The following is a 25,088-nucleotide window of genomic DNA, read 5'->3' on the forward strand; positions in this document are numbered from 1 at the left end:
TAAAAAATGACCTGTTAAGCCGCTCAGCCAAGTAAAAACAGTAGATGCGAACCTCTGTTTTTCCATCTTCTTCAATCCACGTTCATACTCGGCTTTTGCGCAAATAAAAGCGGCAAAAATGGCCTTTCTGACTTATCCCCTCTGTTTTTCTAGTTGCATTGATAAGTATGTACTAACTCTCGTGATTCTTTTGTAGTCCTGAGGTTAGTTTTCTTATAGTTTTCAGTGCAACTGTACCCCTACATATTGGGGTCTGCGAAAAACATTATACAAGATAATGCGGTTTTGGGGGTAATGCAAGGGTAAAGTTCTGAGGAGAAGCTGTGGATAAAGTGTGGGTAAACAAGTCTGTCTGTGACCACTAACCTGCAAACTCAGGGACGGTAATAATTCACAAAAAACAAGCCGTAACAAAACGGTTTTATCGACCTAAAAATATTTTCTTATAATTAAAGATATTGATATGCGCGAAAGTTATTTCTGTTTTATGGGAGGCTATTTTTGCAAGCCAAAGGCAATTAAGTGCTCGACCTCAGCCTGGATGTTGAGAGTGTCACCGACCTTGTAATCATGGTGGCTAGGGAAAAGGCACTCCACCAGGCTGCCGGTGGGCAGTTGCAGGGTGTAGAGGGTTGAGCTGCCGGAGAAGACTTTTTTTACCACGGTGCTACTGATGCCGTTGTCCGGGTTAAGCACAATATCATCGGGGCGCAGCAACACATCAACGGGGGTGTCAGCTGGCCAGTCGTAGGCGCGGTTGCCAGTAATCACCCCCAGCTCGGTTTTGATTTGGTGTTGGTCGATACTCATGCCCGGCAATAGGCCGCCCTGGCCAATAAAATTAGCGACAAAGCGATTGCAGGGTTCGTGGTAAAGATTGAAGGGTGTATCCCATTGTTGCAATCGGCCTTCGTGCAGCAAGCCTATGTGGTCGCCAAAGGCAAAGGCCTCTTCTTGATCGTGAGTCACCAGAATAGCGCTGGTGCCCACTTCTTTTAAAATATCCCGCACTTCCAGGTTCAGGTGGCGACGAAGATCAACATCCAGATTGGAAAAAGGTTCGTCCAGTAATAACAGGCGTGGGTTGGGTGCCAGCGCCCGTGCCAGTGCAACACGCTGTTGTTGGCCGCCGGAAAGCTCGTGAGGGAAGCGCTTGGCAATGTTTTCCAGTTTGATCAGGTCCAGCAGGCTATCAACAATTTTATCTTGCTCCAGCTCCGACAGTTTCTGGATACCAAAACGAATATTGTCGCCAACTGTCAGGTGCGGGAACAGGGCGTAATCCTGGAACACCATGCCAATCTGTCGCTGCTCGGGTTCCAGTTGAAAGTCGCTGCTGCTGAGTAGTTGGTCGCCCAGCGTGATACTGCCGTTGGCCAGCGGTTGAAAACCGGCGATGGCGCGAAGGGCGGTGGTCTTGCCGCAACCGCTGGGGCCCAGCAGGCAGCAAATATCACCTTCATTAACATGAAAGCTTACATTGTCCAGTACCGCCTGGCTGCCATAGTGGCATTGGATGCTATCAACTTTTAACACAACATATTTGCCCTTATTGGGTTAGCAGTAATTCCATCAGGGCTTTTTGTGCGTGCAAGCGGTTTTCGGCTTCATCCCAAATGACCGTCTCGGGGTGATCCATTAACTCGGCACTAATTTCTTCGCCGCGATGTGCCGGTAAGCAGTGCATATAGAGTGCATCGCTGGCGGCGACCGATAGTAGCTGGTCATTTAATTGATAGCCGGTAAATTGCTTGATACGTTCAGCCTGCTGTTCTTCCTGCCCCATAGATGCCCAGACATCGGTTACTAGCAGGTGAGAATTTTTAGCGGCCTCAACGGGGTCGCGTACAATGGTGACTCGGTCTTTATTGGCACTGACCAAATTGCTATTTGGTTCAAAGCCTTCCGGGCAGGCAATGCGCAATTCAAAATCAAATTGTCTGGCGGCATTAATATAGGACTGGCACATATTATTGCCGTCGCCAATCCAGCTCACTGTTTTACCTTGAATGCTGCCTCTGTGTTCAACAAAAGTTTGCATATCAGCTAGCAGTTGGCAGGGGTGGTATTCATCCGTCAGCGCATTGATGATCGGCACTTTGGAGTATTGGGCAAAACGCTCGATAATTTTATGGCCGAAGGTGCGGATCATAATAATATCGGTCATTGATGAGAGTACCCTGGCGCTATCTTCTATGGGTTCACCACGGCCCAGCTGGGTGTCCTTTGAGGATAGAAACATCGCGTGACCGCCAAACTGTGCCATACCGGCCTCAAAGGAAACGCGGGTACGGGTAGAGGATTTTTCAAAAATCATCCCCAGCACCTTATTTTTAAAAGGGTCGTTGTGGCCACCGTTGGTCAGCTCTGCTTTTAGGGCAATAGCTCTGTTAATCAAAGCGTTAAGCTCTTGCGGTGATAAATCGAGTAAGGTTAAAAAGTGTCTGGTTGCCATGAGCTTTGTTCTATTAATGTACGTTTAAGAGTGTTTTCGTTTTAATTAATGCGATTCAGCAAACGAGTTAACAATATCCACGATAGAGGCCAGTAGAATCTCAGCCTGGGCCTGATTAATAATTAACGGCGGTAGCAGGCGGATAACATTGCCAGCAGTGACATTAATTAAGAGGCCTTTTTCCCGAGCCTGGTTCACTAGCTCGCCACAGGGCTGGGTCAGTTCAATACCGATCATTAAACCCTGGCCACGAATATCTTTAATGATGGCTTTATCGCCCAGTTGCTCTCTAAAGCCCCGTATCAACCAGTTGCCTAACTGTTTTGCATTGTCGCACAACTTTTGTTCGGCAATGGTATCGACCACAGCTTGAGCAGCGGCGCAGACCAGGGGATTGCCGCCATAGGTTGAGCCGTGATTACCAGGGCCCAATGTCTCGGCCGCTTTGCCCTGTGCAAGGCAGGCGCCGATGGGTAAACCATTACCTAAACCTTTAGCGGTGGTCACCACATCCGGTAAAAGGTCGTGGTGTTGGTAGGCAAAATATTCACCGGTACGCCCGTTACCTGATTGCACTTCATCCAGCATCATTAACCACTGCTGCTGATCGCACAGTGCCCTTAGCTGCGGCATAAAATTCTCAGGCAAGACATTAATACCGCCTTCGCCCTGAATCGGCTCGACTAGTACAGCCACTACATTGCGGTTGTTTTGGGCGATATTTTTTAATGCTTCTATATCACCATGGGGTGCCCGCAGAAAACCACCCAGCAGCGGCTCAAAGCCCGCCTGGATTTTACGATTACCGGAGGCGGTTAGTGTGGCCATGGTGCGGCCGTGGAAGGCGTTATCCATCACCACGATTTGTGGCAGGTCAATGCCGTTATTGTGGCCATAGAGTCTGGCGATTTTAATCGCTGCTTCATTGGCTTCGGCGCCGGAGTTACTAAAAAACACGGATTCCATACCGGAAATAGCGCAGAGTGATTCCGCCAGTTTTTGCTGTCGTTCAATGCCATAAAGATTGGAGGTATGGATCAGTAAGTCAGCCTGGCTTTTGATGGCCTCAGTTACCGCCGGGTGAGCGTGCCCAAGGGCATTAACACCGATGCCGCTAATGGCATCCAGGTATTCATGGCCTTCCTGATCATAAAGGTAGACGTTTTTGCCATGGCTAAAGCTTACCGGAAGCCGACCATAGGTATTCATAACAGCTGTCACTGTTTTATCCTTTCATTTTTAAAGATATGCGTGATTGGAGTTAATGGCCAAAAACGCAAAAAGGCAGCTGGAGCTGCCTGATTTAAGAGCTAATAGTATAGCGCTGACCGCAGTTTGGCAATCATTCTATCGACAATAGGTAGGTGGTACGGCCCGTGGCTGCTGGGTTTACTATCAGCTGATGGCCTGATTGGGGCGGGTGGGCCAAGTGGTAAAAGGTCAGACTAATTTAGTCGGGCAAATACAAGTAAATCACGGTACAATGTTGTCCAGTTTATAGCGCTGTTCAATTTATAGTATTCAAATTTTTTAACCTAAGGTGTACCTGATGGACGTAATGGAAACAATTAAAGACCAAATTGAGAGCAACTCGATTATTTTATATATGAAGGGTTCTCCTAATCAGCCACAGTGCGGTTTTTCAGCCCGTACAGTACAGTCGCTGATGTCTTGTGGTGAGCGTTTCGCCTTTGTTGATATTCTATCGAATCCTGAAATACGCTCTAACCTGCCAACCTATGCTAACTGGCCAACCTTTCCGCAGCTTTGGGTGGGTGGTGAATTAGTCGGTGGCTGCGATATCGTCTGCGAGATGTTTGAAAAGGGTGAATTGCAAACCCTGATTAAAGAGACGGCTGCTGCAACGGCAGAATAAGCTGATTTAACGTTTGGCTCTTTTGTGGGGGCCATCCTATTAAAGCCGCCAGTTGGCGGTTTTTTTGTGACTGTAGACAATTACTGTAATGTTATTGCAAATCATTATCATTTAGAATAACATTCACTCCAGTTATTAAAGTCATGTAGGAGATTAGGTGTGTTAACTATCAGAAATATGTCGTTAGGCCTCATGTTGGCGGTCACTAGCAGTGTTGCAGTGGCAACTGCTATAGAGAAAAACAAGGCTTCACAGATATCGCTGGAGCAAGTTGTGATTATTGGCTCCAAAGATGAAGCCAGAACTATGTCCGGTTCTGCATTTGTAATTGATGAAGCTGAGCTTGAGAAATTCCAGTACACAGACATTCACCGCATCTTGCGCCAGGTGCCAGGTGTTTATGTACAGCAGGAAGAAGGGTATGGCCTGCGTCCTAACATCGGTATTCGTGGTGCCGGTGGTTCCCGCTCTGAAAAGATTACCTTAATGGAAGACGGTGTACTGATTGCACCGGCTCCTTACTCAGGCCCCTCGGCGTATTATTTTCCTACCACGGGTCGTGTCAATGCTGTTGAAGTATTGAAAGGCCCTGAAGCATTGAAGCAAGGCCCCTATACCGTTGGTGGTGCCGTTAATCTGATTTCAACACCCATTCCTGCACAAGCACAGGGTGATGTATTGGTTGAAATTGGTGAAGATGGCGAAAACCGTATGCATGCCTGGTATGGCGATAGCAGCGATAATATGGGTTGGCTGGTTGAGACCCACCAGCATGATGCTGATGGTTTTAAAAATATCGACCGCTCTAACCGTGATGCCGGTTTGGATAAAAAAGATTATCTGGCCAAATTACGACTCAATACCACTGAAGGCGATGGTATCTACAACCAGGTAGATATCAAACTGCAGTACTCTACTGAAGTTTCTGACCAGAGCTACCTGGGTTTAACGGATGCTGATTTCGATAAAGATCCTAACCGTCGTTATGGTATTAGTGAGCTGGACCAAATGGATAACGAGCATGCATCGGTAACGATTGGTCACTTGATGGCATTTAATGATGATTTGTCGCTTAAAACGACTGCTTATTACAATGACTTTGAGCGCGATTGGTACAAATTAGGAGGTGGTGATGACTATATCGATGCAGCCAATGCTGGTGATGCTACAGCTCAGGGAATTCTTGATGGCACTATCGATGAGAGCGGTCTTAAGGTTAAGCATAATGCTCGCCAATATAAATCTTACGGTTTGCAGGCTGAGCTAAATTGGCAAGTGTCGTTAATCGGCATGAATCACGATTTGGATTTCGGCTTGCGGTGGCATGAAGATGAAGTCGATCGCTTCCAGCCTACTGATATTTTTGACCAAATTAATGGCAGCCTTGTTTATCAGTCAACGGATGACCCAAGCTCTAAAAACAACCGTGTTGAAGAAGCAGAAGCCCTTTCCGTTTACATCATGGATCATATCGCTGTTAACGAGCAGCTGGATATTACAGCCGGTATTCGTTATGAAGATATCGACACCCAGCAAAAGCGTTATAACGATATAGATCGCAGTTCTTCTTATATCAATGCAGAAAACAGCACCAGTGAAACCTTATTAGCTTTAGGTGCTACCTATCAGCTAAATGACCAGTGGGGTTTATTAGCCGGTGTTCACCAGGGTTTTGCACCAGCTAGCGCCGGTGCTGAAAATGTAGACCCTGAAGAAAGCACTAACTATGAAGCCGGTGTGCGTTTTGCTGAAGAAAACCTGTTTGTAGAAGCGATTTACTTCTTTAGTGATTACGAAAACTCTGTGCAATATTGTACCGTTGCCAACCCTTGCGGCACGCAAGACTTTGGTAGCATCAGTCAGGGTAAGGCAGAAATTGAAGGTTTGGAGTTTTTACTGAACTATGATTTTGCTGGCAGGGCAGCTTACAGCATCCCGTTCACCTTTACTTATACCTACACCGATACTGAAATCACTAGCAGCAGCGATGAGGGCGATATCCTGAAAGGTGATTCATTGCTAGATATTCCAGAGAACCAGTGGGCAGCTTCCATCGGCTATGTGGCAGCATCAGGTTGGGATACTTACCTGAATGCCAGCTACACCGATGAAACTTGTATTAACTATAGCTGCGACCGTGCAGGTGTGGATGATAGGTTCTTAACGACAAATGACCTGTTAGTGTTTGACCTGTCTGCCAGCTATCCGCTAAACCCAAAAACCCGGGTTTATGCCAAGGTTGATAATCTGTTAGATGACCAGGAAATTATTTCCCGCAAGCCTTACGGAGCTCGCGCCAATAAGCCACGTACTGTTTACTTTGGTTTACAGGTTAGCTTCTAAGTTGTTTATGTCCGTCATCCCCACGAAGGCGCATTGCTGTCTGGGGTAATCTTTGTGGTGTAATGCTGATGCTGTTATTTCTGCCCCCGACTCAATCACTCGGGGGCAGGCTGCGGAAATCTTCAGTGCTGGGTTCCCGCCTGCGCGGGAACGACAATGAGGGGGAGGGGTAAGTTAGCTGCTCATCTGGCTTTGCTGGTAATTTTGCAATCCAATCCGCTCAATCAAACCAAGCTGGGTTTCAAGCCAGTCAATATGCTCTTCTTCTGATTCCATAATACTCTGGAATAAATCCCGGCTGACATAATCGCCAATAGACTCACAGTAAGCGACGGCCTCTTTTAAATCCTTATGGGCAATCATTTCCAGCTTGAGGTCGCACTCCAGCATTTCCTTGGTGTTTTCACCGATTAACAGTTTGCCCAGATCTTGCAGATTGGGTAGGCCTTCAAGAAACAGGATGCGCTCAATCAGGCTGTCCGCATGCTTCATTTCATCAATGGACTCGTGGTATTCGTGATCACCCAGGTCTTTAAGGCCCCAATCTTTATACATTCTTGAGTGCAGGAAGTACTGGTTAATCGCAACCAGTTCGTTGCCTAATACTGTGTTCAGGTGCTCAATAACCTTGGCGTCGCCTTTCATGATGTGTCTCCGGGTGGGATGGTTCCGTGATTTTTGGCAAGTGTGTGCCAGCGGGGGAATACTGTCAATGCTAAGCTATTGATTTTTATGAGATAAAAATGGGAATAAAAGTTATTCGCACTCGCACTCGCACTTGCACTTGCATCTCGGTGAGGGGGTGAGGTCAATAGAGGGGAGGGGCTAGCTTACTGCGTAGAACAGTTGCTCATTATCGATATTGCGTTCAATGCTTTGATCGAAAACTTCGCGGGCCAGAATACCGCATTTGCCACATTGCGAGGCAAGATTCAGCTCCTTACGGACCTGGCCAAACCGGGTAGCGCCTTTGGCAACTGCTTCGCGGATCTGGCTGTCAGTAACGGCTTTGCATAAACAGATGTACATAGTGGTTCGGTTCTTTGTTGTCTTAGTTCAAGATGGGGGAATGTTAATTCAAATGAGAATCATTGTCAATATCATTTAGATGTATTATTCCCTCATTCAGGCTAGTTTGCCTGATAACTAATCAAACAATATTGATATCAATCAATAGTTTTTGCCTATGGCGTTGATTTAAAAAAATCAGTGGGATTGTGGCAGGCTGCTGTGTAGTATGGCTGCCATATTCGAACTGGACCCCAGCGCTGGCGAGGCTGAAATATCGTTGCAACGCTGGGTGGTTAGAATGGCAATAGATGTAAACTGACTTTATATTCCACAACCTTTGGAGGCTAGAAAACAATGAGTGTACTCGTTGGCAAACCCGCACCGGATTTTACCTGTAATGCAGTATTGGGTAATGGCGAAATCGTAGATAACTTTAACCTGGCAGAAACTATCAAGGGCAAAATTGGCCTGATATTTTTCTATCCATTGGATTTTACTTTTGTTTGTCCTTCTGAATTATTGGCGGTTGATCACCGTATGGATAAATTCAAAGAGTTGGGTGTAGAGGTTATCGGTGTTTCTATCGATTCTCACTTTACTCATAACGCATGGCGTAACACGGATGTAAACAATGGTGGTATTGGCCAGGTAGCTTACACATTGGCTGCTGATATCAATCACGACATCTGCCGCGCTTATGACGTTGAGTCTGCCGATGGCGTTGCTTTCCGTGGTGCGTTTATTATCGACCAGGAAGGTGTTGTACGTTCACAGACTGTAAACGATTTACCACTGGGCCGTAACTTCGATGAGTTTATTCGTGTGATCGAAGCACTGCAGTTCCACGAAGAGCACGGTGAAGTGTGTCCTGCTGGTTGGAGCAAAGGTGATAAAGGCATGACAGCTTCTCCTGACGGCGTAGCCGCTTACCTTTCTGAGAATGCTGATAACTTGTAAGTTGCCAGTCTCGTAATAAAAAAGGCTGATAGTTTTGCTATCGGCCTTTTTTGTTGAGAGTAAACAGTATTCTTATGCCTCATAGCTTGATTAACGAACAAATACGCATTGCCACCAAAGCCGACCATGCCATCAAAGGCGAAACCTTGCAGTCTTTATGGAGTGGTTACGGGGAAGTGGTACGCTATTTTTTATCGGGCGTTAATGCCTGTGCTCAATCGGTCGTTGTAAAGTGGGTGTCACCGCCGTCAAAAGCCCATCATCCTCGCGGTTGGAATACCAATCGCTCTCACCAAAGAAAACTCCACTCCTACGATGTTGAAATGTATTGGTATCAACACTTTGCCAAACAGTGTGGTGAGTATAGCCGCGTACCTGAAGTCTATGGTGTTTACCAGTACTCCGTTGAAAGTCACGTACATACAGTGATGGTGTTAGAGGACTTGGATGCCGCCGGTTATCAGCTGAGAAAAGACCAGTTGGAGCTTTCCGAAGTCAAGCAATGCCTGCGTTGGCTGGCGAATTTTCATGGCCGGTTTATGGGGCAGGCCCCCGAGGGTTTATGGCCGGTGGGCAGCTACTGGCATTTGGATACCCGCCCTGATGAGTTTGAAGCCATGCCAGCTGGTGAGTTAAAAGATGCCGCTATTGATTTGGATCGCCGTTTGCGTGAAAGCCCTTTTCAAACCTTGGTACATGGGGATGCCAAGGTGGCCAATTTTTGTTTTTCGGAAGAGGGCAATGTAGCGGCTGTAGATTTTCAATATGTAGGCGGTGGTTGCGGGATGAAAGATGTGGCTTATTTTTTGGGAAGTTGCATGGATGAGGATGATTGTGAGCACTATGAAAAGGAATGCCTGGATTTTTATTTTGCCATGTTGCAACAGTCTTTGGTGCGCCAGCAGTCAGAGATAGATTTTTCCCAATTAGAACAAGAGTGGCGTTCACTTTACCCTGTCGCATGGACCGATTTTTATCGTTTCTTGCAGGGTTGGATGCCCGGGCATTCCAAAATTAATGCCTATACCTTGAAGTTAGCTGAGGCTGTTTTATCAATGTAGTGACTGAGTATTACTGCTCTCAAACAAACCGTATTTCCATTCGTTTACCCACCACCTGCGCCACTTTAGCCAAGCTGCCCAATGTGACCTTGGTATCTTTAGGGTCTAGCAAACGATCCAGACCGCTACGACTGGTTTCCAGTGCTTTTGCCAAAGCAACTTTAGTAATGGATTGTTTTCGTCGATTTTCAGCTAATTGAATATCCGGTTTGGGAGTGGCTGTCGCAAAAAATCTTACATTGATGATTTTCATTGTTTAGATACCGTTCGTGGTTTCTTGAGTGTGGCAAAATGTACCAAAAATGGTGCCTATGGTCAGCTGTTTGAATTAAAACAAAATAAATATTATTCCCGTGCACAAGGTGAATTGCGCAGCAAGAGAGGGCAAGTGGGGACAGTAACCATTAAAGGGGCACTGTCCTACCCACTTTATAGAGCTGCCCCAGTTTGTAATTTAGGTTATCCTTATAGCATTGCAAATATAGAGTAGGATGAAACATTATGGTTGATCAGTCCAGCGACACGCCTCGTCGCTTGATTATAGGTATTTCCGGTGCGTCGGGTATTGTCTACGGTGTGCGCATGCTGCAAATGCTGCGGGATACGGATATTGAAACCCATCTGGTGATGAGTAAGTCTGCTGAGCTTACGCTGGGTTATGAGATGGATATCAGCGCCAAAGAAGTCTATGCCATGGCTGATGAGTTTCATGCGGTTAAAAATGTAGGGGCGTCTATTTCCAGTGGTTCTTTTCCTACCATGGGGATGGTGATAGCCCCTTGTTCTATACGCAGTATGTCTGAGATTGCTTCTGGTATTACTTCAACCCTGCTAACTCGCGCGGCGGATGTGATATTAAAAGAGCGTCGCAAATTGGTGCTGATGGTTAGGGAGACCCCTTTACATACTGGCCATTTGCGCACGATGACGTCATTATCCGAGATGGGTGCTATTGTCGCGCCACCACTCCCTGCCTTTTATAACAAGCCTGAATCTATCGACGATATGGTTAACCATAGTGTTGGTCGTGTGCTGGATTTATTCGATATTGATGTTGGTCTGGTTAAGCGCTGGGGCGTTGATGCCGGTTAACGATCTTGTTATTCCCGCGAAGGTGGGAATCCCATTTAAATAAAACAGAGAAAACAGAAAAAATCATGGCCACTAAAGTCAATGTAACCCGTAATGATTACAAGGTGTTTTATCCCATCACAACTCGCTGGATGGATAATGATATTTATGGGCACGTTAATAATGTCACCTATTATTCGTACTTTGATACCGCGGCCAATAATTTCCTTATTAATCATTGTGGCCTGGATATACATAACAGCCATATTATCGGTTTTGTGGTCAGTTCAGGTTGTGAGTATTTAGCACCTATTGCCTTTCCGGATAAAATTGAAGTGGGTGTGAGGATTGATCGTCTGGGTAATAGCTCCTGCCAATACGGTATTGGGATATTCACAGAAAAAGAAGAGCAGGCCTGTGCTTTTGGTCATTTTATTCATGTGTTTGTTGATCGTGTGTCTAATAAACCAGTACAGATTCCTGATGACATGCGCAAAAATATGAAAAAAATCGAAGTGACACTTTCCAGTTAAGCGAGCCACAGGTAACCGTTAGCGGGCTAGACAGTTGCGGCCATTTTTTTTAGCTTTATAGAGTGCTTTATCGGCTGCTTTTAGTACCTGTTTGGGGGTGGTCAGAGTGTCGTCTTTCTCTGCAACTCCAATACTAATAGTTACTGAAACGGTTTTCTTTTTTCTATCTTTTTTACTCTGCCGTTGTGTGGCACCCTCTTTGGCGTTTTTAGGTCGCGTATTTTTATCTCGCAAGTTTATGCTGTAATTGCCAATCGCTTCTCTTGCCGCTTCCAGATGTGGCACGCAGGGTTTGAGTTTTTTGCCGGGGAAAATCACACAGAACTCTTCTCCACCATAGCGATAGGGGATGCCACCACCTGTGACTTCGGCAATACGGTTGGCTACAATTCTTAGCACGTCGTCACCTACATCGTGGCCATGAGTGTCATTAAACTTTTTAAAATGGTCGACATCCATCATAGCGATAGAGTACTGCCTGCCAAGCCCTCGCAGTTTTTCATTAAAGGCTCTTCGCCCAAACAATCCTGTTAGGTCATCCCTGTAGGCCATTTCAAAAGAGCTACGCAATAAGCCAATCACCAGAGTAAGGCCGCAGGCTGAAAACAGAATGCTGGAAATAAACGGTTGGTCAAAGCCTACCAGGGTGGCAAAACAAAACATTATACAGGCACAAAAGGCAGCCTCTGCCTCGTTGTTTCTGATCACCAGCATGACTAAGCCCAGTAGCAGTGACAGCAAAAAGCCGAGGCTGGCATAAACCGATAAAACATAAGCCTCATAGGGTTTGATCGTGAATAAGTCGGTAAAGGCTAATAGCTGTTGTTCGCTATAGTGTTGGCTGGCGATATAGGCTGCGATCATTAATAGTGGGGTAATGGATAGGGGCAATAGGCCATGTATATTCCAAAGTCCTCGCTCTGGTAAAATCGTCAGGAATAATAAGCCTGGCGGCAATAACAGGCTGAGTGCAGTATAAAAGTAGAGTGGGTACAGTTCGGCTAAAGAGGTTTGCAGTTGACCCTGAATTAGCCAGTAGGCGGTAGCTAACAACAGTGCCGCTGAAAAAAAACGCGAGCGATTAAAATAGTGAGCCAGCGCCAGCACTATAACGAACAGGGCATAGGGCAGAAGGCCCAGTAACTCCAAATAGTTGTTATTGATTAGCGCTGTTTTGCCTGACAGGTAAAAAGACAGGGCTAGCATCAATAGGGGTAAGGTCAGGCGTAATAGTGGTTTAAGTGTTAGAGCCATTTTCTTATTTCAGGTAGTGACTATTGCCAGCCTTCAACTCCTCGTTCTTGCTGTACTTGTCAACAAATTCTGAATTTTTATAGTATAAGACTCAAAGGTAGCTATCTGCAGATGCAAATGCAAGCGCTAAAAACCTAATATCAGGCTTTGTCTTCTTGAAGAATCCTGGAACGCTCCTCTTCACTTTTCGCCCACCAGTTTTTATAGGCAAGAGCCATTCTTGAATTTTTGCCAAGGGTGTCGGCATGGCGGTCTAGAAACTGCCAGTAGAGCCGGTTGATGGGGCATGCGTTTTCACCGGTGACTTCTTTAACGTTGAAGCGGCAGGATTTGCAGTAGTCACTCATACGATTCACGTAGGCGCCACTAGCGGCGTAGGGTTTGGTGCCGACGATACCGCCATCGGCAAATTGGGACATCCCTCGGGTATTGGGTAGCTGCACCCATTCCAAAGCATCGGCATAGACACCGAGGTACCACTCGTCCACTTGGTCAGGGTTAATTCCCGCAAGCAGGAGGTAGTTACCAATAATCATCAAACGCTGAATATGATGCGCGTAGGCATAGTCGAGTGACTGGGTGATGGATTGTTTGAGGCAGTTCATCTCAGTGTCCCCGGTCCAGAAAAAGTCGGGTAAGTCGGCTTTTGCCTCCAGGCTATTTTTAGCTGCGTATTCGGGCATATTAGCCCAGTAAACGCCTCGTACAAATTCACGCCAACCCAAAATTTGCCGTACGAAACCCTCGACCTGTGCAAGGTTAATATCTTGACTTGCCCGGTAGGCAAGGATGGCCGCATCAATAACCTCGAGCGGATGCAGCAGTTTGGCGTTGATCGAAAATGACAGCCTCGAGTGATAAAGACTCCAGGCATGGGGGCTCTGGTCGGTCATGGCATCCTGGAAGCGACCAAAATCAGGTAAGCAAACCTTACAAAAAACCTCCAGCAGTTGAAGTGACTGTGCACGCGTAACTGGCCAGTCAAGCTGAGCTTTCTCGACACCAAAACGCTGGACGCCAGATTTGTCTAACAGGCTGTAAATCTCTTGGGCATCAGTATCAAACACCTTTGGGGCGGGGATACTTTGAAGGTCTTTGGTATTGAGCTTTTTACGATTTTCGGCATCGAAATTCCAGCGTTCACCCTCTGGTTTACCATCGATCATCAATAAATCAAAACGCTTGCGCATCATGCGGTAAAAAAATTCCATTTTTTTGTGCTTGCCGCGGGGGAAAAGGGCGGTTATCTCCTCGTAGGGCAAAAGGAAATGCTCGGTATCGACAATCTCGATCAATACCTTGGCTTTGTCTTGCATATTCTGGATTTGCGTCAGGAGGCGCCACTCATCTGGTCGCTGAAAAGTAATTTGTTCTGGCTGATATCGCTCGCAAAGGTCGGTAAGTATGGAAACCAAACTTGAACTTTTCGATTTGGAATTTTCTTGCACTACGAGGGTGTGATCGAGCCTAAAGTATTCCACGCGATGACCTCGCTGTTCCAAATGCTGAGAAAAAGCTCGCATGGCCAAAAAGAAGGCGGCGATTTTCTGCGCATGATGTTTTACGTATTCCATTTCTTGTGGCATTTCCGCAAGTACGTAAAGCACATGGTCGTTTGCCTCAGCAAACCATGAGTGTTGGTGGTTGAGCTGATCGCCGAATATAAATCGTATTTCTTTGGTTGTAGTTGTAGTTGTAGTTGTAGCTTTAGTGGCTGTGCTCAATGTGTTCTCTCCTGATCGGTCATATCATCAGACACTATTTGTGCGTTCGTATCAGGTGTAAGCGGCCAATCGGCTGCGTCTCGGGTATCGATTTGCTCTACCGTTTTATAGCCCTGCCACCGATCGATATAATGGCGATCGGGGTCGTAGATTTGGGTTTGCTTTTCGAGGGAAAAATGCCGCTGGCCTCGCGGGTCGGCGCCCACGCCGGCTAAGTATTGCCAATTACCCCAGTTTGACGCCGCATCGTAGTCCAGCAGTTGTTGCTCAAAATAAGCCGCACCATAGCGCCAATCAAGATCAAGCTCGTTGACTAAACAACTTGCCACCACTTGTCTGCCTCGGTTGCTCAAATAGCCAGTGGTCGCGAGTTCTTTCATGCAGGCATTGACCAGGGGCCAGGGCGTGGAGCCTTGCGTCCATGCGCGAAATCGCTCAGGGTAAAAGCTAGTGAGGGGAGCTGTTGGGTTGCGGCCTTTTTTCCAGAAAAGCTTGGCGCCAAGTTGTCGAGCAGACCAAAAGAAAAACTCTCGCCATAATAACTCAAAGTAAATCCAGTAGGTCGATTCATTGGCGCCGTGTTTATCTTCGTATTCGCGCAAGGCCTTGATTATCGTAACGGCGGATAAACTTCCCTGTGCCAGCCAGGGCGAGAATCGGGTACTCGATTCGAAGCCCTGTAATTCATTGCGAGTTTTTTTATAGCTGAGCGGTGCCAGAGACCCGAAATAAGAATGCAGGTGTTTCATAGCGGCAGCTTCGCCACCGCGAAATACTTGGTCTGAGTTAATAGATTTGGGTAAGGGCATGCTCTTGTGAGCGTGCTTCAAGGGTTTGCTGAACAGTACGGCTGATGCCTGCTCTCTTGGTTCGGTGGCCTGCGCTTCAATGGCTTTCCTGAAGGGGGTAAATTGCTTTGGCATTTCCCCTGCGCTAAATGGCAGGGCACTTTCCTTAAACAGTGTTGCGCTGGACACAGAATGAAAATCAACCTGTGGATAAGCGCTGTCAAAAAAGTTCCAAAGCTCGGTTTCATCGAATGCGCATTGCTGTGCTGCATAGACAGCATCTATATCATAATTGGCCAGTAATATACCCAGGTGCTCATGGGCTCGTCCGTTAATAATGAGTAGTTTATGGCCATAGTGTTCGAGCTGCTCACTCAATTTGGCAATGGCCTCAAATAAAAATCGCTTTCGATGCTCGCTTGTGCCTTTTAAACCGGGGACCGAAGCAGGTCGCAGTAGATCACCCACAAACACTACGTGAAGTACCTCTTGAGCCGCCCTGTGGGCTTCGAACAGCAGTGGGTTATCCGCTAACCTTAAATCTTGCGTAAACCAAATAAGAGCTCGCATGGTTGTTTGTCACCTAATTTAAATAACTAGTTTCTTTTACGCCGAGCGCGACGATATTGAGAAGCCTTATACTGCGTGGCGCAATAGCCGCGTTCCACCCCTGCCGGCCTCTTTTGGCGGTGCTTGGTGATACGTCCAGTCACCCTTGCGCGCCAGTTTTGAAATGAACGTGGTTTTTGATTTAGCCTCATCAGTGCAATGACGGATGATTCTGATAAACCAAACTGGGCAGTAATCGCCTCAAATGGTGTTCGATCCTCCCAGGCCATCTCGATGACGCGGTCAAGTTCATCCGCAGTAAGGGCGCTAAATTTTGAGGTATTGTGATTGGCTCGGCTCATAGACTTAAGTACGTGTAGAAAAGCGGTAACGGATCAGTCGAGGAAGCCTGGTCAAACCCCATGCACCAAAGATTCGCAGTCCATTGATAGACTTTTCCAACTACTCTTTACAGAAAATAGCGAGACCAAAATGACATTGAGGTACTTTAGGCGTTAGTTATGCCACGGAACTCGCTTGGCGGTATTTTATTCCAGCGAACAAAAGCGCGGCGGAAGTTTGCCGTGTCGGTGTAGTCAAGTAAGTGCGCAATATCTGCAACCGTAAGCTCTGTGTGAGTAAGATATTCTTTGGCGAGTAAGTTTTTGACTTCTTCGGTGATGATTCTAAAACGGGTAGATTCACTATCCAGTCGGCGACCGAGTGTGCTTTTACTCATGTGCAGTTGCCTGGCCACTTGATCAATATTTGGGAAATTACCGGCAGCCTGTATTAGTAAGCGCCGCACAGCCGCTGAAGTATTCTCAATACGGTTTAAATCCCGTAGCATTGTTTCGCATTGTTGCTGGAAAACTACATGGCCAGCGGGGTCGGCCATTTTAACGGGTACGTCTAATAATGCTTTGGATATGATGATCTGGTTGTAGGGTTGATCAAATTTAAGTGGTGTAGGTAAAAATTTCTTGTAAGCTTTATAGTAGTCAGGTTTTGAATGTTTTATGTGTACTGCTGTAGCGGTAACAACTTTACCGGTTAAATATTTGGCCATTGTGAAGAAACTCACGAACGCTAGTTCTGCCATTAATCTTTTCTGGTCCGGGTTGCCAATATTTATTGTGAAGCGCGCTGCCACCCAATCATCTACTTCGTAAAGCTCCCATCGTAAATCTTGCCTCACTATCAAGGGGTGGTACCTGAGTAATAAATTCAATACCTGTCTTAAGTCGGAGCAGCTCTGTAAGGCATATCCAAAGAACCCGAAATGTGGAATAGGGTTGATTTGACCCAATTGCAATGCGTAGGAGGTATCTTTACGCAGTGATACTGCAACAGGTAGTAAGTGCACCAGGGATTTGTTTTTTCTTGCCTGTTCATTTGCATCTGCTTCTTTATCTGCAGAGGCAAGCGCTAGTATCTCTTCGGGACCAAAACCTGCGAGCTCCAGAAAATTTAAGGGAGAGAGTTGGGATTTGGTCATAGATGATTGCGGGGTTGTCTCAGTAGCTTCAATTATGCCAGTAAATGATCCTGAATGTGAAGATAAATGACTCCCATCATGGCAACAAATGACCCTATAGTTGGCGTATCTGGTATGTATAACCAACGTAGAAACTAGCGCGTGAACCGTTTTTGAGATCGGTTCACCGTAGTTAGCTTGTTAAGCAATGATAGGAAAGCACCATGATTGGTACTTCACATAATCACGCGATTAAGTTTATTCAAAACATCCAGATATTCCAGAGGGTGATGCAGCGTATTCAAAAACACCTGCACACGATGAGTCAAGGCGCTAAACTAGCGGTAGCTGATTGATTCGATTCGATGGGGCAGAAGGATATCCTGACGACCCGGATGATTTAGCAGCCCATTAAAAAATGCCAAAAACAGATAGCGATAAACAACGAGAATAACTATGAATAGCGACAATCTAAGCTGCGATCATGCTCCAACACTGTATAGCAAGTTTTCCCTTCCCGGCGGTCAATCGGTTAACAATCGTTTCTTTAAATCAGCAATGAGTGAGCAGTTAGGCAATAGTCGCCTTCTCCCGGATCAACGCTTAGTCAGGGTGTATCAACGCTGGGCAAAAGGTGGCACCGGCGTTCTCGTCACTGGAAACGTTATGGTTGATCGAGAAGCACTGGGGGAATACAAAAATGTAGTGCTTGATGAACAGCAAGACCTGCAGCCATTTTGCGCATGGGCTGAGGCGGCAACTCAAACACAGCCAGGCGCGCACATTTGGATGCAGTTAAATCACCCCGGTAAACAAAGCCCGAAGAATTTATCACCACAGCCTGTTGCTCCCAGCGCCGTAGCTTTGGGCCGAGGCCTTGAAGCGGCTTTCAATAAACCGCGTGAACTGAGCGATGCTGAGATTCTTACGCTAGTTGAAAAGTTTGCCACTAGCGCCGCCTTGGCACAAGAGGCAGGTTTTACTGGGGTTCAAATCCATGCTGCTCATGGTTATTTGGTTAATCAGTTTCTTTCCCCTCACCATAATCGGCGCACTGACCGTTGGGGTGGTTCCAGTGAAAACCGTCGACGCTTTTGCCTGGAAATATATCGTGCTATCCGTGCTCGTGTAGGCAAGGGGTTTCCTGTGGCCATTAAAATCAATTCTGCTGATTTTCAAAAAGGCGGGTTTGATGAAAATGATGCCTTTGATCTTATCCGGGTTTTATCCGAGGAGGGCATGGACCATATCGAAATATCCGGTGGTAATTATGAGTCACCAGCCATGACGGGTGCAAAACAATCCACCGTCGAAAGGGAAGCATACTTTCTGACGTTCGCCGAGCGCGCAAGAGAAATCACCGATGTGCCGCTTGCTGTGACTGGCGGCTTTCGTTCGGTTAATGCTATGGAGCAAGCGCTTGCTAGCAACGCTATAGATTTTATTGGTTTGGCCAGACCGTTGGCGATCAACCCGGATCTGCCGCGGTGTGCTGCTGCTGACAGTAGTTATATTGCAGAGACCGGTAATCCAACCTGTGGTGTCAGGGCAGTTGATACTATGTTTATGATGGCGATTGGTTGGTATGAAACCCAAATTGCTCGTATGGCTAAAGGCAAGAACCCTAAACCTAATCTATCGGGCTGGTGGACTGTGCTGGATGCAGTATGGTCAATGGGTATGAGCAGTATTAAACCCCGCCGGGCCTAACAGGCTATTAATTTTTAAGAGAGATTTTTGAAGATGAGTGATGTTATCCCTGCCAACTTGTTAAGAGAGCAGCAAGCGCACAAACAAAGTCAGCAGTTGGGGCCGGGTGAGGAAAACCATTACCGTATTTGGCAGAACTTGGCCTCACCGTATTCCTACAAGGTGATGACCTATATGAATTACAAGGGCATTCCCTATAAGCGCATGGAAGCCAATGTGAAAGTCAGCATGGAAGAAATCCCGCGTTTGGTAGGTCAAACTATCGTGCCGGTTATGTTAAGCCCGCAGGACGAGGTGTTGCAGGATTCAACTCCTATTATTGAATGGCTTGAACAGCGTTTTCCAGAAAAACGGGTTACGCCTGAAGATGCGCGGTTGGCTTTTTTAATGTGGCTGCTAGAAGAGTTTGCCGATGAATATATGCCGCGTATTCATATGCATACCCGTTGGGGTAATGAACAAAATCAGAGAGCGGTAAGTCATCGCATTGGACGTGATCTTGCCTATGCAATACCCGATGCGTCAGTTAGTGACCTTGCAGACTTTATGTTGTCCCGTCAGGCAGGTTTTAATAAACACCTGGGGTTAACCGACAGGGTGCGTGAGAATATGGATCAGCAAGTGCTGGATTTGCTGTCCATTCTGGATGAGCATTTTTTGCATTATCAATTCCTGTTAGGCGACAAACCTTCCATGGCCGATTTCGCACTTTATGGTTCGTTAAAGGTTCATCTTTATAGTGACCCCAATTCAAAAGAAACCATGGAGGTTCATGGCCCCAGAACCTGCAACTGGATAGAGACGATTACAGAACTGGGCGATACGCGTGGTTGTGTTGGGCAAACCACATTTGGTGACTGGATCAATCTGAACGCCGGTGTTCCAGAAAGTTTGCACAAATTACTTAGCTTTACCGCAAAAACCTATATTCCTTTTGCACAAGCCTGCGCCCAGGCCAGTAAAAATAAAAGTAAAACATTTGACGCCGAAGTCTACGGATTAACAGAAACCTTCAGTGTGCATCAATACCGTGTCTGGTCATTTGAGCAGCTGCAAAACCGTTATGTGCAGTTGCAAGGTGATGAGAAGCAGTTAATCGACGAAGCGCTGACAGCTGCGGGTGTACTCCCCTTAATGATGACTGATGGCATAGTGCACAGCGATCTGTTTGACGGCTTTACACCACCGGTGATTAAAGACGGTGCGACTGATGCGCGAATTCGCTACCTGCTGAATAAAGGGAAAAAAGCAGGAATGCTGTAGTGCCTGAATAGAATTGGCACAATGTCTGAAAACATACACAAACTCTAAGATATTCCATATGACTAATCCAACCCCCGATTCCATGCACAAATTGCACGGTTTTCTAATGTCGCCGTATTCAATGAAATTGCGGGCCTACTTACGCTATCGTCATATACCTTTTCAGTGGTGTAACAACTTGGGGGCGGATGAAATAGCCAGAACAAAGGTGAAAACCTATATGGTGCCGGTAATTGAATACCCGGACGGCACGTTTGAAAACGACTCCACACCTATTATCGACAAGCTTGAACAAAAGTTTTCGGCGCGCAGCACAGAGCCAGAAAACGAAGCTGATGCCTTTCTTGCTTACTTGATAGAAGACTTTGCTGACGAATGGTTGCTTTGGCCGTTTTTTATGTACCGTTGGCGCCTGAAGGCGGATCAAGAACACAATAGCCAATGGATTCTTTATGAAGGGATGAAGGGCGACATTGAAAACGACGGGTTTAATGCCATGAGTGAGATGTGGGCCAGCCGCCAGTTAATTGGGGTTGAAAAGATCTGTGGTAGTCCTGCTAATGACTACGTGCTTGAAAGCAGTTTTCATGCTTTCTTGAGTATTATGGAACGAGCTGTCACCAAAGGATTATTTTTCTTTGGATCACGTCCATCTCGAGCCGAAATTGCCATTTACGGTATTTTGTCTCAAGAAATTCAAGACCTCACGGCGTCTGTATTTATGCGCGAGAAGTATAACTTCACCACCCGCTGGGTAAGCATTATTGATGACCTGAGTGGGGTTGAAGGGGAATGGGAATCGTTAAGCACTAATAAAGAAAAGCTCATGTCATCACCCGTAGCGGAAATATTGAAGCTTAGTGGTAAGTACCATTTACCATTATTGGCCGCTAATGCAGCAGCGTTGGAAAAAGGTGAGAAAAGGTTTTCATACGATATAGAGGGCAGAGCCTTTACACGCATTGCACACGACCGCCATTCCTTTTGCTTGCCAGCACTACGCAAACGTTATGCAGCGCTTTCCGGTGAATCCAAGGCGGCGCTTAAAGCGGTGCTTGAGCAATCCGGATGTTTAAATTACCTAGTGGCTAACTAAATAAGCCCTTCGTTTCAAAATCTATCAGACTTTAAATAAAGGAAATCGAGCGTTAGGTGGTCTTTTGAAACTAACAGCGTTTTCATACCAACCAACAGAACGGGCACCTGTTATCCAATAACATCCCATACTAGATATTTTATTCCTCGCAACCACAAAAAACCATACCCATGGAAAACCAGCTTAAGTGTGCGAGCTTTCAGCCAGCGGCTAACCCTTCATTATCTTTTCAGTCGAATCCCCATAACCCCAAAACCCACCATCACCAACAAAAACACCACCACAACTATATCCCTGCCTTCACGCCCAAGCAGTGGCACCAAAATATTCCATTTATGCAGCAAAGAAAAAGACAGTCTTTCCAACCCCTGCGCTTTTTTAATATGGTCCACCAAAATTCCGGTTACAGGATCAATAAACAACTTATCACCCTCTGCATTATCAATAGTCACTCGCCATACCGGCAGCCGCTTATTCCGAAAGTCATAATCAGCACCAAAGTGTGTAACACGCTCCAGGGTTAATTTATCGGCGGTGGCGGATAAATAGGTTAAAGCGGTTGAAGCAACAACCACTTCATCAGAGAGTGCTGTGTTATCACCAGCGGTAGTGAGATAGAGTGCTCCTCGCTCTTTAGTCTGGCCATCAAAGCGTTTATTTCTTACATCATTATCGCTGGCTTTTTCATGGTGTTGGTGGGGCTTGGTGCTGGCGGGCGCTGCGCCGTTGGCTTTGCTGGCTCTAAAATAGAGTTCCCCTTGATGGTCGAGCAGTGATAGGGCGCTAAGTTCTATGCCCTTTAGGGAATCGGCGTTAAGGATTTCGCCGGGTGTATTGATGGTGATGGGTTTATAAAGGCGCATGCCTATCGGGGCTTCACCGTATTCCGATTGTAGTAAATGGTAGCCGGCGCTTAGGATAAGACCCAGAAAAGGCATGGCGATAAACCAGGCGAGTTTGCGGTGGTAACGCTGGGAGCTGGTTTTAGATTGTGAGCGTTTCACAGTGGCCAGAAGAGTGATCCCTGCAACGCTAATGGTTAATAAGCTCAGAAGTAGTATTAATACAATACTGACACGCAGCGTTGGGTAATTATCCAGCCAGGACCAGGTGTGGAACCACTGGAAAATGGTTTGTAGTGAAGTTTTCCAATTATTGTTAATAGAGGCCAGGGCGTTGGTTTCGGTATGGATATACACCGAGAGTTGGTCCGGGGTATCAAAGTTAATTTTATAGACCGGTAACAGGCGATTTACTGACGGGTATTGGTTAGAGAAGCTATCGATAAACTTGATACTTTTGATCGCAGCGTTTGTGCCGGTGTAATAGCGGGCCAGCCACTCGGCCTGTTGTCGGTCGAACTGTTGTAGCGGGCTATGGGGCAGGTTGTTTGATAGCGGATAATACTCCCTGGGCTGCGTCGGTTCCGTGGTGACTTGCAGCATAGGGCCCTGTTGGGTCGGCACCACTTTTACAATGCGGGCATTTTTTCCATTAAGGTTTTTCAGTGTTTCCATAACACCGTTAATGGTTTGTTCACTAATCGTCATCGTCGGTGGAAAAAATTTACTGGCCTGTGGCCCGGTCCATACCATAATGGGGTGGGTCAGGGCCGATAGAATAAATAAGGCCAGAGCAGCAATGGCTAGCCATACCAGCCTCTGGTGAAATTGGCGGGCCAGTAGAATAGTGTTGGCTTTTTTGCTGCGGCTGGTCATAGTGTTGCTCATCTGTGATCAAATATTAAAGATTAAAAGGTATAGCGAAAGCCTGCATAGGCGCTGCGAGGATTGCCCGGGCGATAGCTGATATCCGGGTCACCTACCTGGTTGGAGGTATAGGTTGAGTAGCGCTTGTCACCGATATTTTGCACGCGACCATAAAGCTCAAGTCCATTCCCTAGTACATAGTTAACTCTAAAGTTATATAGGTCATGGCCACCGTAGTCGGCGGTATTGGTTTCGTCGGTGTAGTAGTCGCCAAGGTGTTCCCATTCCACTTCCAGTCGCAGGCCGGTGAAGATAACGGGGGTATAAACCAGTACCACATTGCCGATCGTGTCCGGGGCTTTGCCGATATCATTGTCGCTGACATCAATATTTTGTGTGGGGAAGCAGCAGGTGTAAGAAAAATTTTTATAGGTTTGTCGGGTTTTGGTAAACCCGGCGGCGTAGGAGAACTCTTCGGTAATAGCGCCGTTAACACTCAGTTCAATACCCTGGTGTTCGGTTTCACCGGCATTGTAAACATTGCGCTCAAAACCGTTAACCACACTGACAATATCATCACTAATATCCATCTGGTAAATAGCCAGTTCATAAAAAATCGCGTCGGAGGCCTGGCCGCGAATACCCAGCTCATAGCTGTCGGCGGTAATAGGCTCAAGCTTGTCGGTAATTTGCGTACTGCCGGAGCGGAACAGTGTGGTCACCGAGGGAATGGAAAATGCCTGGCGATAATTAAAGTAGGTGGCATGATGGTCGTTGAGGGTATACACCAAGCCCAGCTTGGGACTCAATTGTTCGAAGGAAATATCCTGATCATCGGGGCGGCGATGGGTAACCGGGCGGCCCAGTTGTGGAATAAAAATACTCTCAGGGTCGCTGCTGGATAAATTATCTTTATAACTGATATCAAAATAGTCATAACGCAAACCGACTGACGCCAGCAGTTTTTCTGATACTTGCACTTCTATATGGGCATAGGGTGAAAGTGAGGTTTGCTCGGCATCAAAATCATAGTTGCTATTGTTCAGTGAGATATAGCCGGTATAGATATCATCTTCCAGGTTATGGCTAATGGCTTCTTCTTGATATTTCGATGGGGTGTAGTCGATATCCAGGCCAATAATCCATTGCACCGTATCGTTACTACGCACCCGGTATTTACTGAGTAAACCATAGGATTGGAATTCGCTTTCCCGCTCATTGGGGTCGTAAGTTACCATCCATGAAGGGGCCATGCTGGTGGTATTGTTGCGGTAATAGGGTGTCAGGGTGGCCAGGGTACTGTCACTGGTCGCCCAGGAAAACTCCGAGGATAAACGCAGGGCATCCACTTCACGAAAAGCGGTATCGCCGTGGAAGCGATTTTTTTTATCGTTGTTTTTATAGTCGAATTCTTCGAGGCTGGAGACACCGCTTTGGTTTACCTGGGTATAGGACAGCAGGGTTTTGATAGAAAGCTGGTCACCGGTGGCAAAGTCCCAGCGACCGGTAAGTGATGTTCTGTCGTAATCCGCTTCGTCCCGGTAGCCGCTGTTATCGGTGGCATTAAGGTTAATACTAAGGCCGTGGCCACCGTGGCTGGTGCCGGCGGAAAGCAAGGCACGCTGCCAATCGTTGGAACCGGCCTCAAAGTTGATCATCACTTCGGTTTCTGCGGGTGGCTTGCGGCTAAGTGAATTAATAATACCGCCAATGGCATCACTGCCGTACAGCGCAGACCCCGGCCCCTTGGTCACTTCCAGTTGCCCGCTCTGGGGAATATTCACTTCATACAGGGCATTATGATTAAAAAAACCTGTGGGTCTTACGGGAACACCATCTTCAAGGTAGAGATAAACACCGCGGGTGGTAATCGGCTGGCGAATCGCCGTCATATGGCCTTCGCCGCTTAGGTTATTCACATGAACACCGGCGGCGCGGTTTAAAATTTCACTGGGGTGGGAGGGGGCTACGGCATCAATGGTTTCCCGGTCAAAGGACTGGATCGATTCCGGCAGCTCCATTTTTCGGCGCTCTTCCCGGGTGGCGGTAACCACAACGGTTTCCAGTTGGGCGAGTTCAAGTGTCTCGGCATAGGCAGTGGATGTTGCAAAAGGTGTGGCTAGAGTTAATGCAATAGACAGGTGTTTTTTCACGTTCTATTTTCCCTATAAAGTTAAAGCAGGCACGGCCTGCGTCAGGCGCGGTATTATA

23 protein-coding genes are annotated in these 25,088 nt (G+C 46.8%); 10 read left to right on the plus strand and 13 right to left on the minus strand.

Annotation, left to right across the window (positions count from 1 at the left end; genetic code table 11):
- Positions 1-495 precede the first annotated feature (495 nt).
- From P8H32_RS04145 to P8H32_RS04155, 3 genes are read right to left on the minus strand one after another with little or no spacing between them, the layout of a single operon-like run.
- Complete coding sequence (locus P8H32_RS04145; RefSeq protein ID WP_297292697.1) at positions 496-1,536, minus strand: ABC transporter ATP-binding protein; 1,041 nt, start codon at positions 1,534-1,536, stop codon at positions 496-498.
- A 13-nt stretch (positions 1,537-1,549) separates the two neighbouring features.
- Positions 1,550-2,455, minus strand: coding sequence for an ornithine carbamoyltransferase (gene argF / locus P8H32_RS04150; protein WP_297292696.1), 906 nt, complete (start codon positions 2,453-2,455; stop codon positions 1,550-1,552).
- A gap of 45 nt (positions 2,456-2,500) precedes the next feature.
- Positions 2,501-3,664, minus strand: a complete 1,164-nt coding sequence (locus P8H32_RS04155; protein ID WP_297292698.1) for an aspartate aminotransferase family protein — start codon at positions 3,662-3,664, stop codon at positions 2,501-2,503.
- A gap of 340 nt (positions 3,665-4,004) precedes the next feature.
- On the opposite strand from P8H32_RS04155, the gene grxD reads away from it, so the two are divergent.
- Both grxD and P8H32_RS04165 read left to right on the plus strand, forming a co-directional pair.
- Positions 4,005-4,331, plus strand: a complete 327-nt coding sequence (gene grxD / locus P8H32_RS04160) for a Grx4 family monothiol glutaredoxin (RefSeq protein ID WP_297292695.1) — start codon at positions 4,005-4,007, stop codon at positions 4,329-4,331.
- A 159-nt stretch (positions 4,332-4,490) separates the two neighbouring features.
- Complete coding sequence (locus P8H32_RS04165) at positions 4,491-6,674, plus strand: TonB-dependent receptor (protein ID WP_301088539.1); 2,184 nt, start codon at positions 4,491-4,493, stop codon at positions 6,672-6,674.
- Between the two features lie 174 nt (positions 6,675-6,848).
- Here P8H32_RS04165 and bfr read toward each other — a convergent pair whose 3' ends face one another.
- Entirely contained in the window at positions 6,849-7,319 is a 471-nt protein-coding gene (gene bfr, locus P8H32_RS04170) for a bacterioferritin (protein WP_297292558.1), read from the minus strand.
- Positions 7,320-7,499: 180 nt separating this feature from the next.
- Positions 7,500-7,703, minus strand: a complete 204-nt coding sequence (locus P8H32_RS04175) for a bacterioferritin-associated ferredoxin (RefSeq protein ID WP_297292559.1) — start codon at positions 7,701-7,703, stop codon at positions 7,500-7,502.
- Between the two features lie 336 nt (positions 7,704-8,039).
- Between P8H32_RS04175 and P8H32_RS04180 the strand changes: the two genes are divergently transcribed.
- Both P8H32_RS04180 and P8H32_RS04185 read left to right on the plus strand, forming a co-directional pair.
- Positions 8,040-8,642: a peroxiredoxin gene (locus P8H32_RS04180; RefSeq protein ID WP_297292560.1), complete on the plus strand. Its 603-nt coding sequence runs from the start codon at positions 8,040-8,042 to the stop codon at positions 8,640-8,642.
- 74 nt (positions 8,643-8,716) lie between these two features.
- Positions 8,717-9,703 (plus strand): oxidoreductase family protein, encoded by a 987-nt coding sequence (locus P8H32_RS04185; protein WP_301088540.1) that lies wholly within the window; start codon positions 8,717-8,719, stop codon positions 9,701-9,703.
- A 19-nt stretch (positions 9,704-9,722) separates the two neighbouring features.
- Here P8H32_RS04185 and P8H32_RS04190 read toward each other — a convergent pair whose 3' ends face one another.
- Entirely contained in the window at positions 9,723-9,956 is a 234-nt protein-coding gene (locus tag P8H32_RS04190) for a hypothetical protein (RefSeq protein WP_297292562.1), read from the minus strand.
- Between the two features lie 30 nt (positions 9,957-9,986).
- On the opposite strand from P8H32_RS04190, the gene P8H32_RS04195 reads away from it, so the two are divergent.
- The 3 genes from P8H32_RS04195 (at position 9,987) to P8H32_RS04205 (ending at position 11,307) form a co-directional block, all read left to right on the plus strand.
- Positions 9,987-10,193, plus strand: a complete 207-nt coding sequence (locus tag P8H32_RS04195; RefSeq protein WP_297292563.1) for a hypothetical protein — start codon at positions 9,987-9,989, stop codon at positions 10,191-10,193.
- Positions 10,194-10,204: 11 nt separating this feature from the next.
- Positions 10,205-10,795, plus strand: coding sequence for a UbiX family flavin prenyltransferase (locus P8H32_RS04200; RefSeq protein ID WP_297292564.1), 591 nt, complete (start codon positions 10,205-10,207; stop codon positions 10,793-10,795).
- A gap of 65 nt (positions 10,796-10,860) precedes the next feature.
- The gene (locus P8H32_RS04205; RefSeq protein ID WP_367279152.1) at positions 10,861-11,307 is read left to right on the plus strand and encodes an acyl-CoA thioesterase; all 447 of its coding nucleotides are present in this window, start codon (positions 10,861-10,863) and stop codon (positions 11,305-11,307) included.
- An 18-nt stretch (positions 11,308-11,325) separates the two neighbouring features.
- On the opposite strand, the gene P8H32_RS04210 is transcribed toward P8H32_RS04205, so the two are convergent.
- From P8H32_RS04210 to P8H32_RS04230, 5 genes are all read right to left on the minus strand, one after another.
- Positions 11,326-12,561 (minus strand): GGDEF domain-containing protein, encoded by a 1,236-nt coding sequence (locus P8H32_RS04210; RefSeq protein WP_301088542.1) that lies wholly within the window; start codon positions 12,559-12,561, stop codon positions 11,326-11,328.
- 140 nt (positions 12,562-12,701) lie between these two features.
- Positions 12,702-14,285 (minus strand): cryptochrome/photolyase family protein, encoded by a 1,584-nt coding sequence (locus P8H32_RS04215; RefSeq protein WP_301088543.1) that lies wholly within the window; start codon positions 14,283-14,285, stop codon positions 12,702-12,704.
- Entirely contained in the window at positions 14,282-15,643 is a 1,362-nt protein-coding gene (locus P8H32_RS04220) for a DASH family cryptochrome (protein ID WP_301088544.1), read from the minus strand. Before P8H32_RS04220 ends, P8H32_RS04215 begins: the two co-directional genes overlap by 4 nt.
- Positions 15,644-15,669: 26 nt before the next feature.
- Positions 15,670-15,984 carry a TIGR03643 family protein gene (locus P8H32_RS04225; RefSeq protein WP_301088545.1) on the minus strand — a complete coding sequence of 105 codons (315 nt, stop codon included), beginning with the start codon at positions 15,982-15,984 and terminating at the stop codon, positions 15,670-15,672.
- 146 nt (positions 15,985-16,130) lie between these two features.
- Positions 16,131-17,120: an AraC family transcriptional regulator gene (locus tag P8H32_RS04230; RefSeq protein ID WP_297292570.1), complete on the minus strand. Its 990-nt coding sequence runs from the start codon at positions 17,118-17,120 to the stop codon at positions 16,131-16,133.
- Positions 17,121-17,555: 435 nt separating this feature from the next.
- Between P8H32_RS04230 and P8H32_RS04235 the strand changes: the two genes are divergently transcribed.
- The 3 genes from P8H32_RS04235 to P8H32_RS04245 are packed head-to-tail and all read left to right on the plus strand — an operon-like array spanning position 17,556 to position 21,168.
- Positions 17,556-18,809 carry an NADH:flavin oxidoreductase/NADH oxidase family protein gene (locus tag P8H32_RS04235; protein WP_301088546.1) on the plus strand — a complete coding sequence of 418 codons (1,254 nt, stop codon included), beginning with the start codon at positions 17,556-17,558 and terminating at the stop codon, positions 18,807-18,809.
- 33 nt (positions 18,810-18,842) lie between these two features.
- Positions 18,843-20,072: a glutathione S-transferase family protein gene (locus P8H32_RS04240; protein WP_297291526.1), complete on the plus strand. Its 1,230-nt coding sequence runs from the start codon at positions 18,843-18,845 to the stop codon at positions 20,070-20,072.
- Positions 20,073-20,130: 58 nt separating this feature from the next.
- Positions 20,131-21,168: a glutathione S-transferase family protein gene (locus tag P8H32_RS04245; RefSeq protein WP_301088547.1), complete on the plus strand. Its 1,038-nt coding sequence runs from the start codon at positions 20,131-20,133 to the stop codon at positions 21,166-21,168.
- Between the two features lie 221 nt (positions 21,169-21,389).
- Here P8H32_RS04245 and P8H32_RS04250 read toward each other — a convergent pair whose 3' ends face one another.
- Both P8H32_RS04250 and P8H32_RS04255 read right to left on the minus strand, forming a co-directional pair.
- Positions 21,390-22,886: a hypothetical protein gene (locus tag P8H32_RS04250; protein ID WP_301088548.1), complete on the minus strand. Its 1,497-nt coding sequence runs from the start codon at positions 22,884-22,886 to the stop codon at positions 21,390-21,392.
- Positions 22,887-22,918: 32 nt separating this feature from the next.
- Positions 22,919-25,030, minus strand: a complete 2,112-nt coding sequence (locus P8H32_RS04255) for a TonB-dependent receptor (protein WP_301088549.1) — start codon at positions 25,028-25,030, stop codon at positions 22,919-22,921.
- Positions 25,031-25,088 lie beyond the last annotated feature (58 nt).

Origin of the sequence: Oceanicoccus sp. (assembly GCF_029238675.1) — a bacterium.
Classification (GTDB): Bacteria; Pseudomonadota; Gammaproteobacteria; order Pseudomonadales; family Dasaniaceae; genus Oceanicoccus.

Excerpts from the sequence above, each read along its gene's own strand:
- P8H32_RS04185 (WP_301088540.1), top strand. The coding sequence starts at position 8,717 with ATGCCTCATAGCTTGATTAACGAACAAATACGCATTGCCACCAAAGCC.
- P8H32_RS04250 (WP_301088548.1), bottom strand. The coding sequence starts at position 22,886 with ATGACCAGCCGCAGCAAAAAAGCCAACACTATTCTACTGGCCCGCCAA.
- P8H32_RS04200 (WP_297292564.1), top strand. The coding sequence starts at position 10,205 with ATGGTTGATCAGTCCAGCGACACGCCTCGTCGCTTGATTATAGGTATT.
- P8H32_RS04205 (WP_367279152.1), top strand. The coding sequence starts at position 10,861 with ATGGCCACTAAAGTCAATGTAACCCGTAATGATTACAAGGTGTTTTAT.
- P8H32_RS04220 (WP_301088544.1), bottom strand. The coding sequence starts at position 15,643 with ATGCGAGCTCTTATTTGGTTTACGCAAGATTTAAGGTTAGCGGATAAC.
- P8H32_RS04225 (WP_301088545.1), bottom strand. The coding sequence starts at position 15,984 with ATGAGCCGAGCCAATCACAATACCTCAAAATTTAGCGCCCTTACTGCG.
- grxD (WP_297292695.1), top strand. The coding sequence starts at position 4,005 with ATGGACGTAATGGAAACAATTAAAGACCAAATTGAGAGCAACTCGATT.
- bfr (WP_297292558.1), bottom strand. The coding sequence starts at position 7,319 with ATGAAAGGCGACGCCAAGGTTATTGAGCACCTGAACACAGTATTAGGC.
- P8H32_RS04175 (WP_297292559.1), bottom strand. The coding sequence starts at position 7,703 with ATGTACATCTGTTTATGCAAAGCCGTTACTGACAGCCAGATCCGCGAA.
- P8H32_RS04180 (WP_297292560.1), top strand. The coding sequence starts at position 8,040 with ATGAGTGTACTCGTTGGCAAACCCGCACCGGATTTTACCTGTAATGCA.
- P8H32_RS04230 (WP_297292570.1), bottom strand. The coding sequence starts at position 17,120 with ATGACCAAATCCCAACTCTCTCCCTTAAATTTTCTGGAGCTCGCAGGT.
- argF (WP_297292696.1), bottom strand. The coding sequence starts at position 2,455 with ATGGCAACCAGACACTTTTTAACCTTACTCGATTTATCACCGCAAGAG.
- P8H32_RS04235 (WP_301088546.1), top strand. The coding sequence starts at position 17,556 with ATGAATAGCGACAATCTAAGCTGCGATCATGCTCCAACACTGTATAGC.
- P8H32_RS04245 (WP_301088547.1), top strand. The coding sequence starts at position 20,131 with ATGACTAATCCAACCCCCGATTCCATGCACAAATTGCACGGTTTTCTA.
- P8H32_RS04155 (WP_297292698.1), bottom strand. The coding sequence starts at position 3,664 with ATGAATACCTATGGTCGGCTTCCGGTAAGCTTTAGCCATGGCAAAAAC.
- P8H32_RS04190 (WP_297292562.1), bottom strand. The coding sequence starts at position 9,956 with ATGAAAATCATCAATGTAAGATTTTTTGCGACAGCCACTCCCAAACCG.
- P8H32_RS04240 (WP_297291526.1), top strand. The coding sequence starts at position 18,843 with ATGAGTGATGTTATCCCTGCCAACTTGTTAAGAGAGCAGCAAGCGCAC.
- P8H32_RS04210 (WP_301088542.1), bottom strand. The coding sequence starts at position 12,561 with ATGGCTCTAACACTTAAACCACTATTACGCCTGACCTTACCCCTATTG.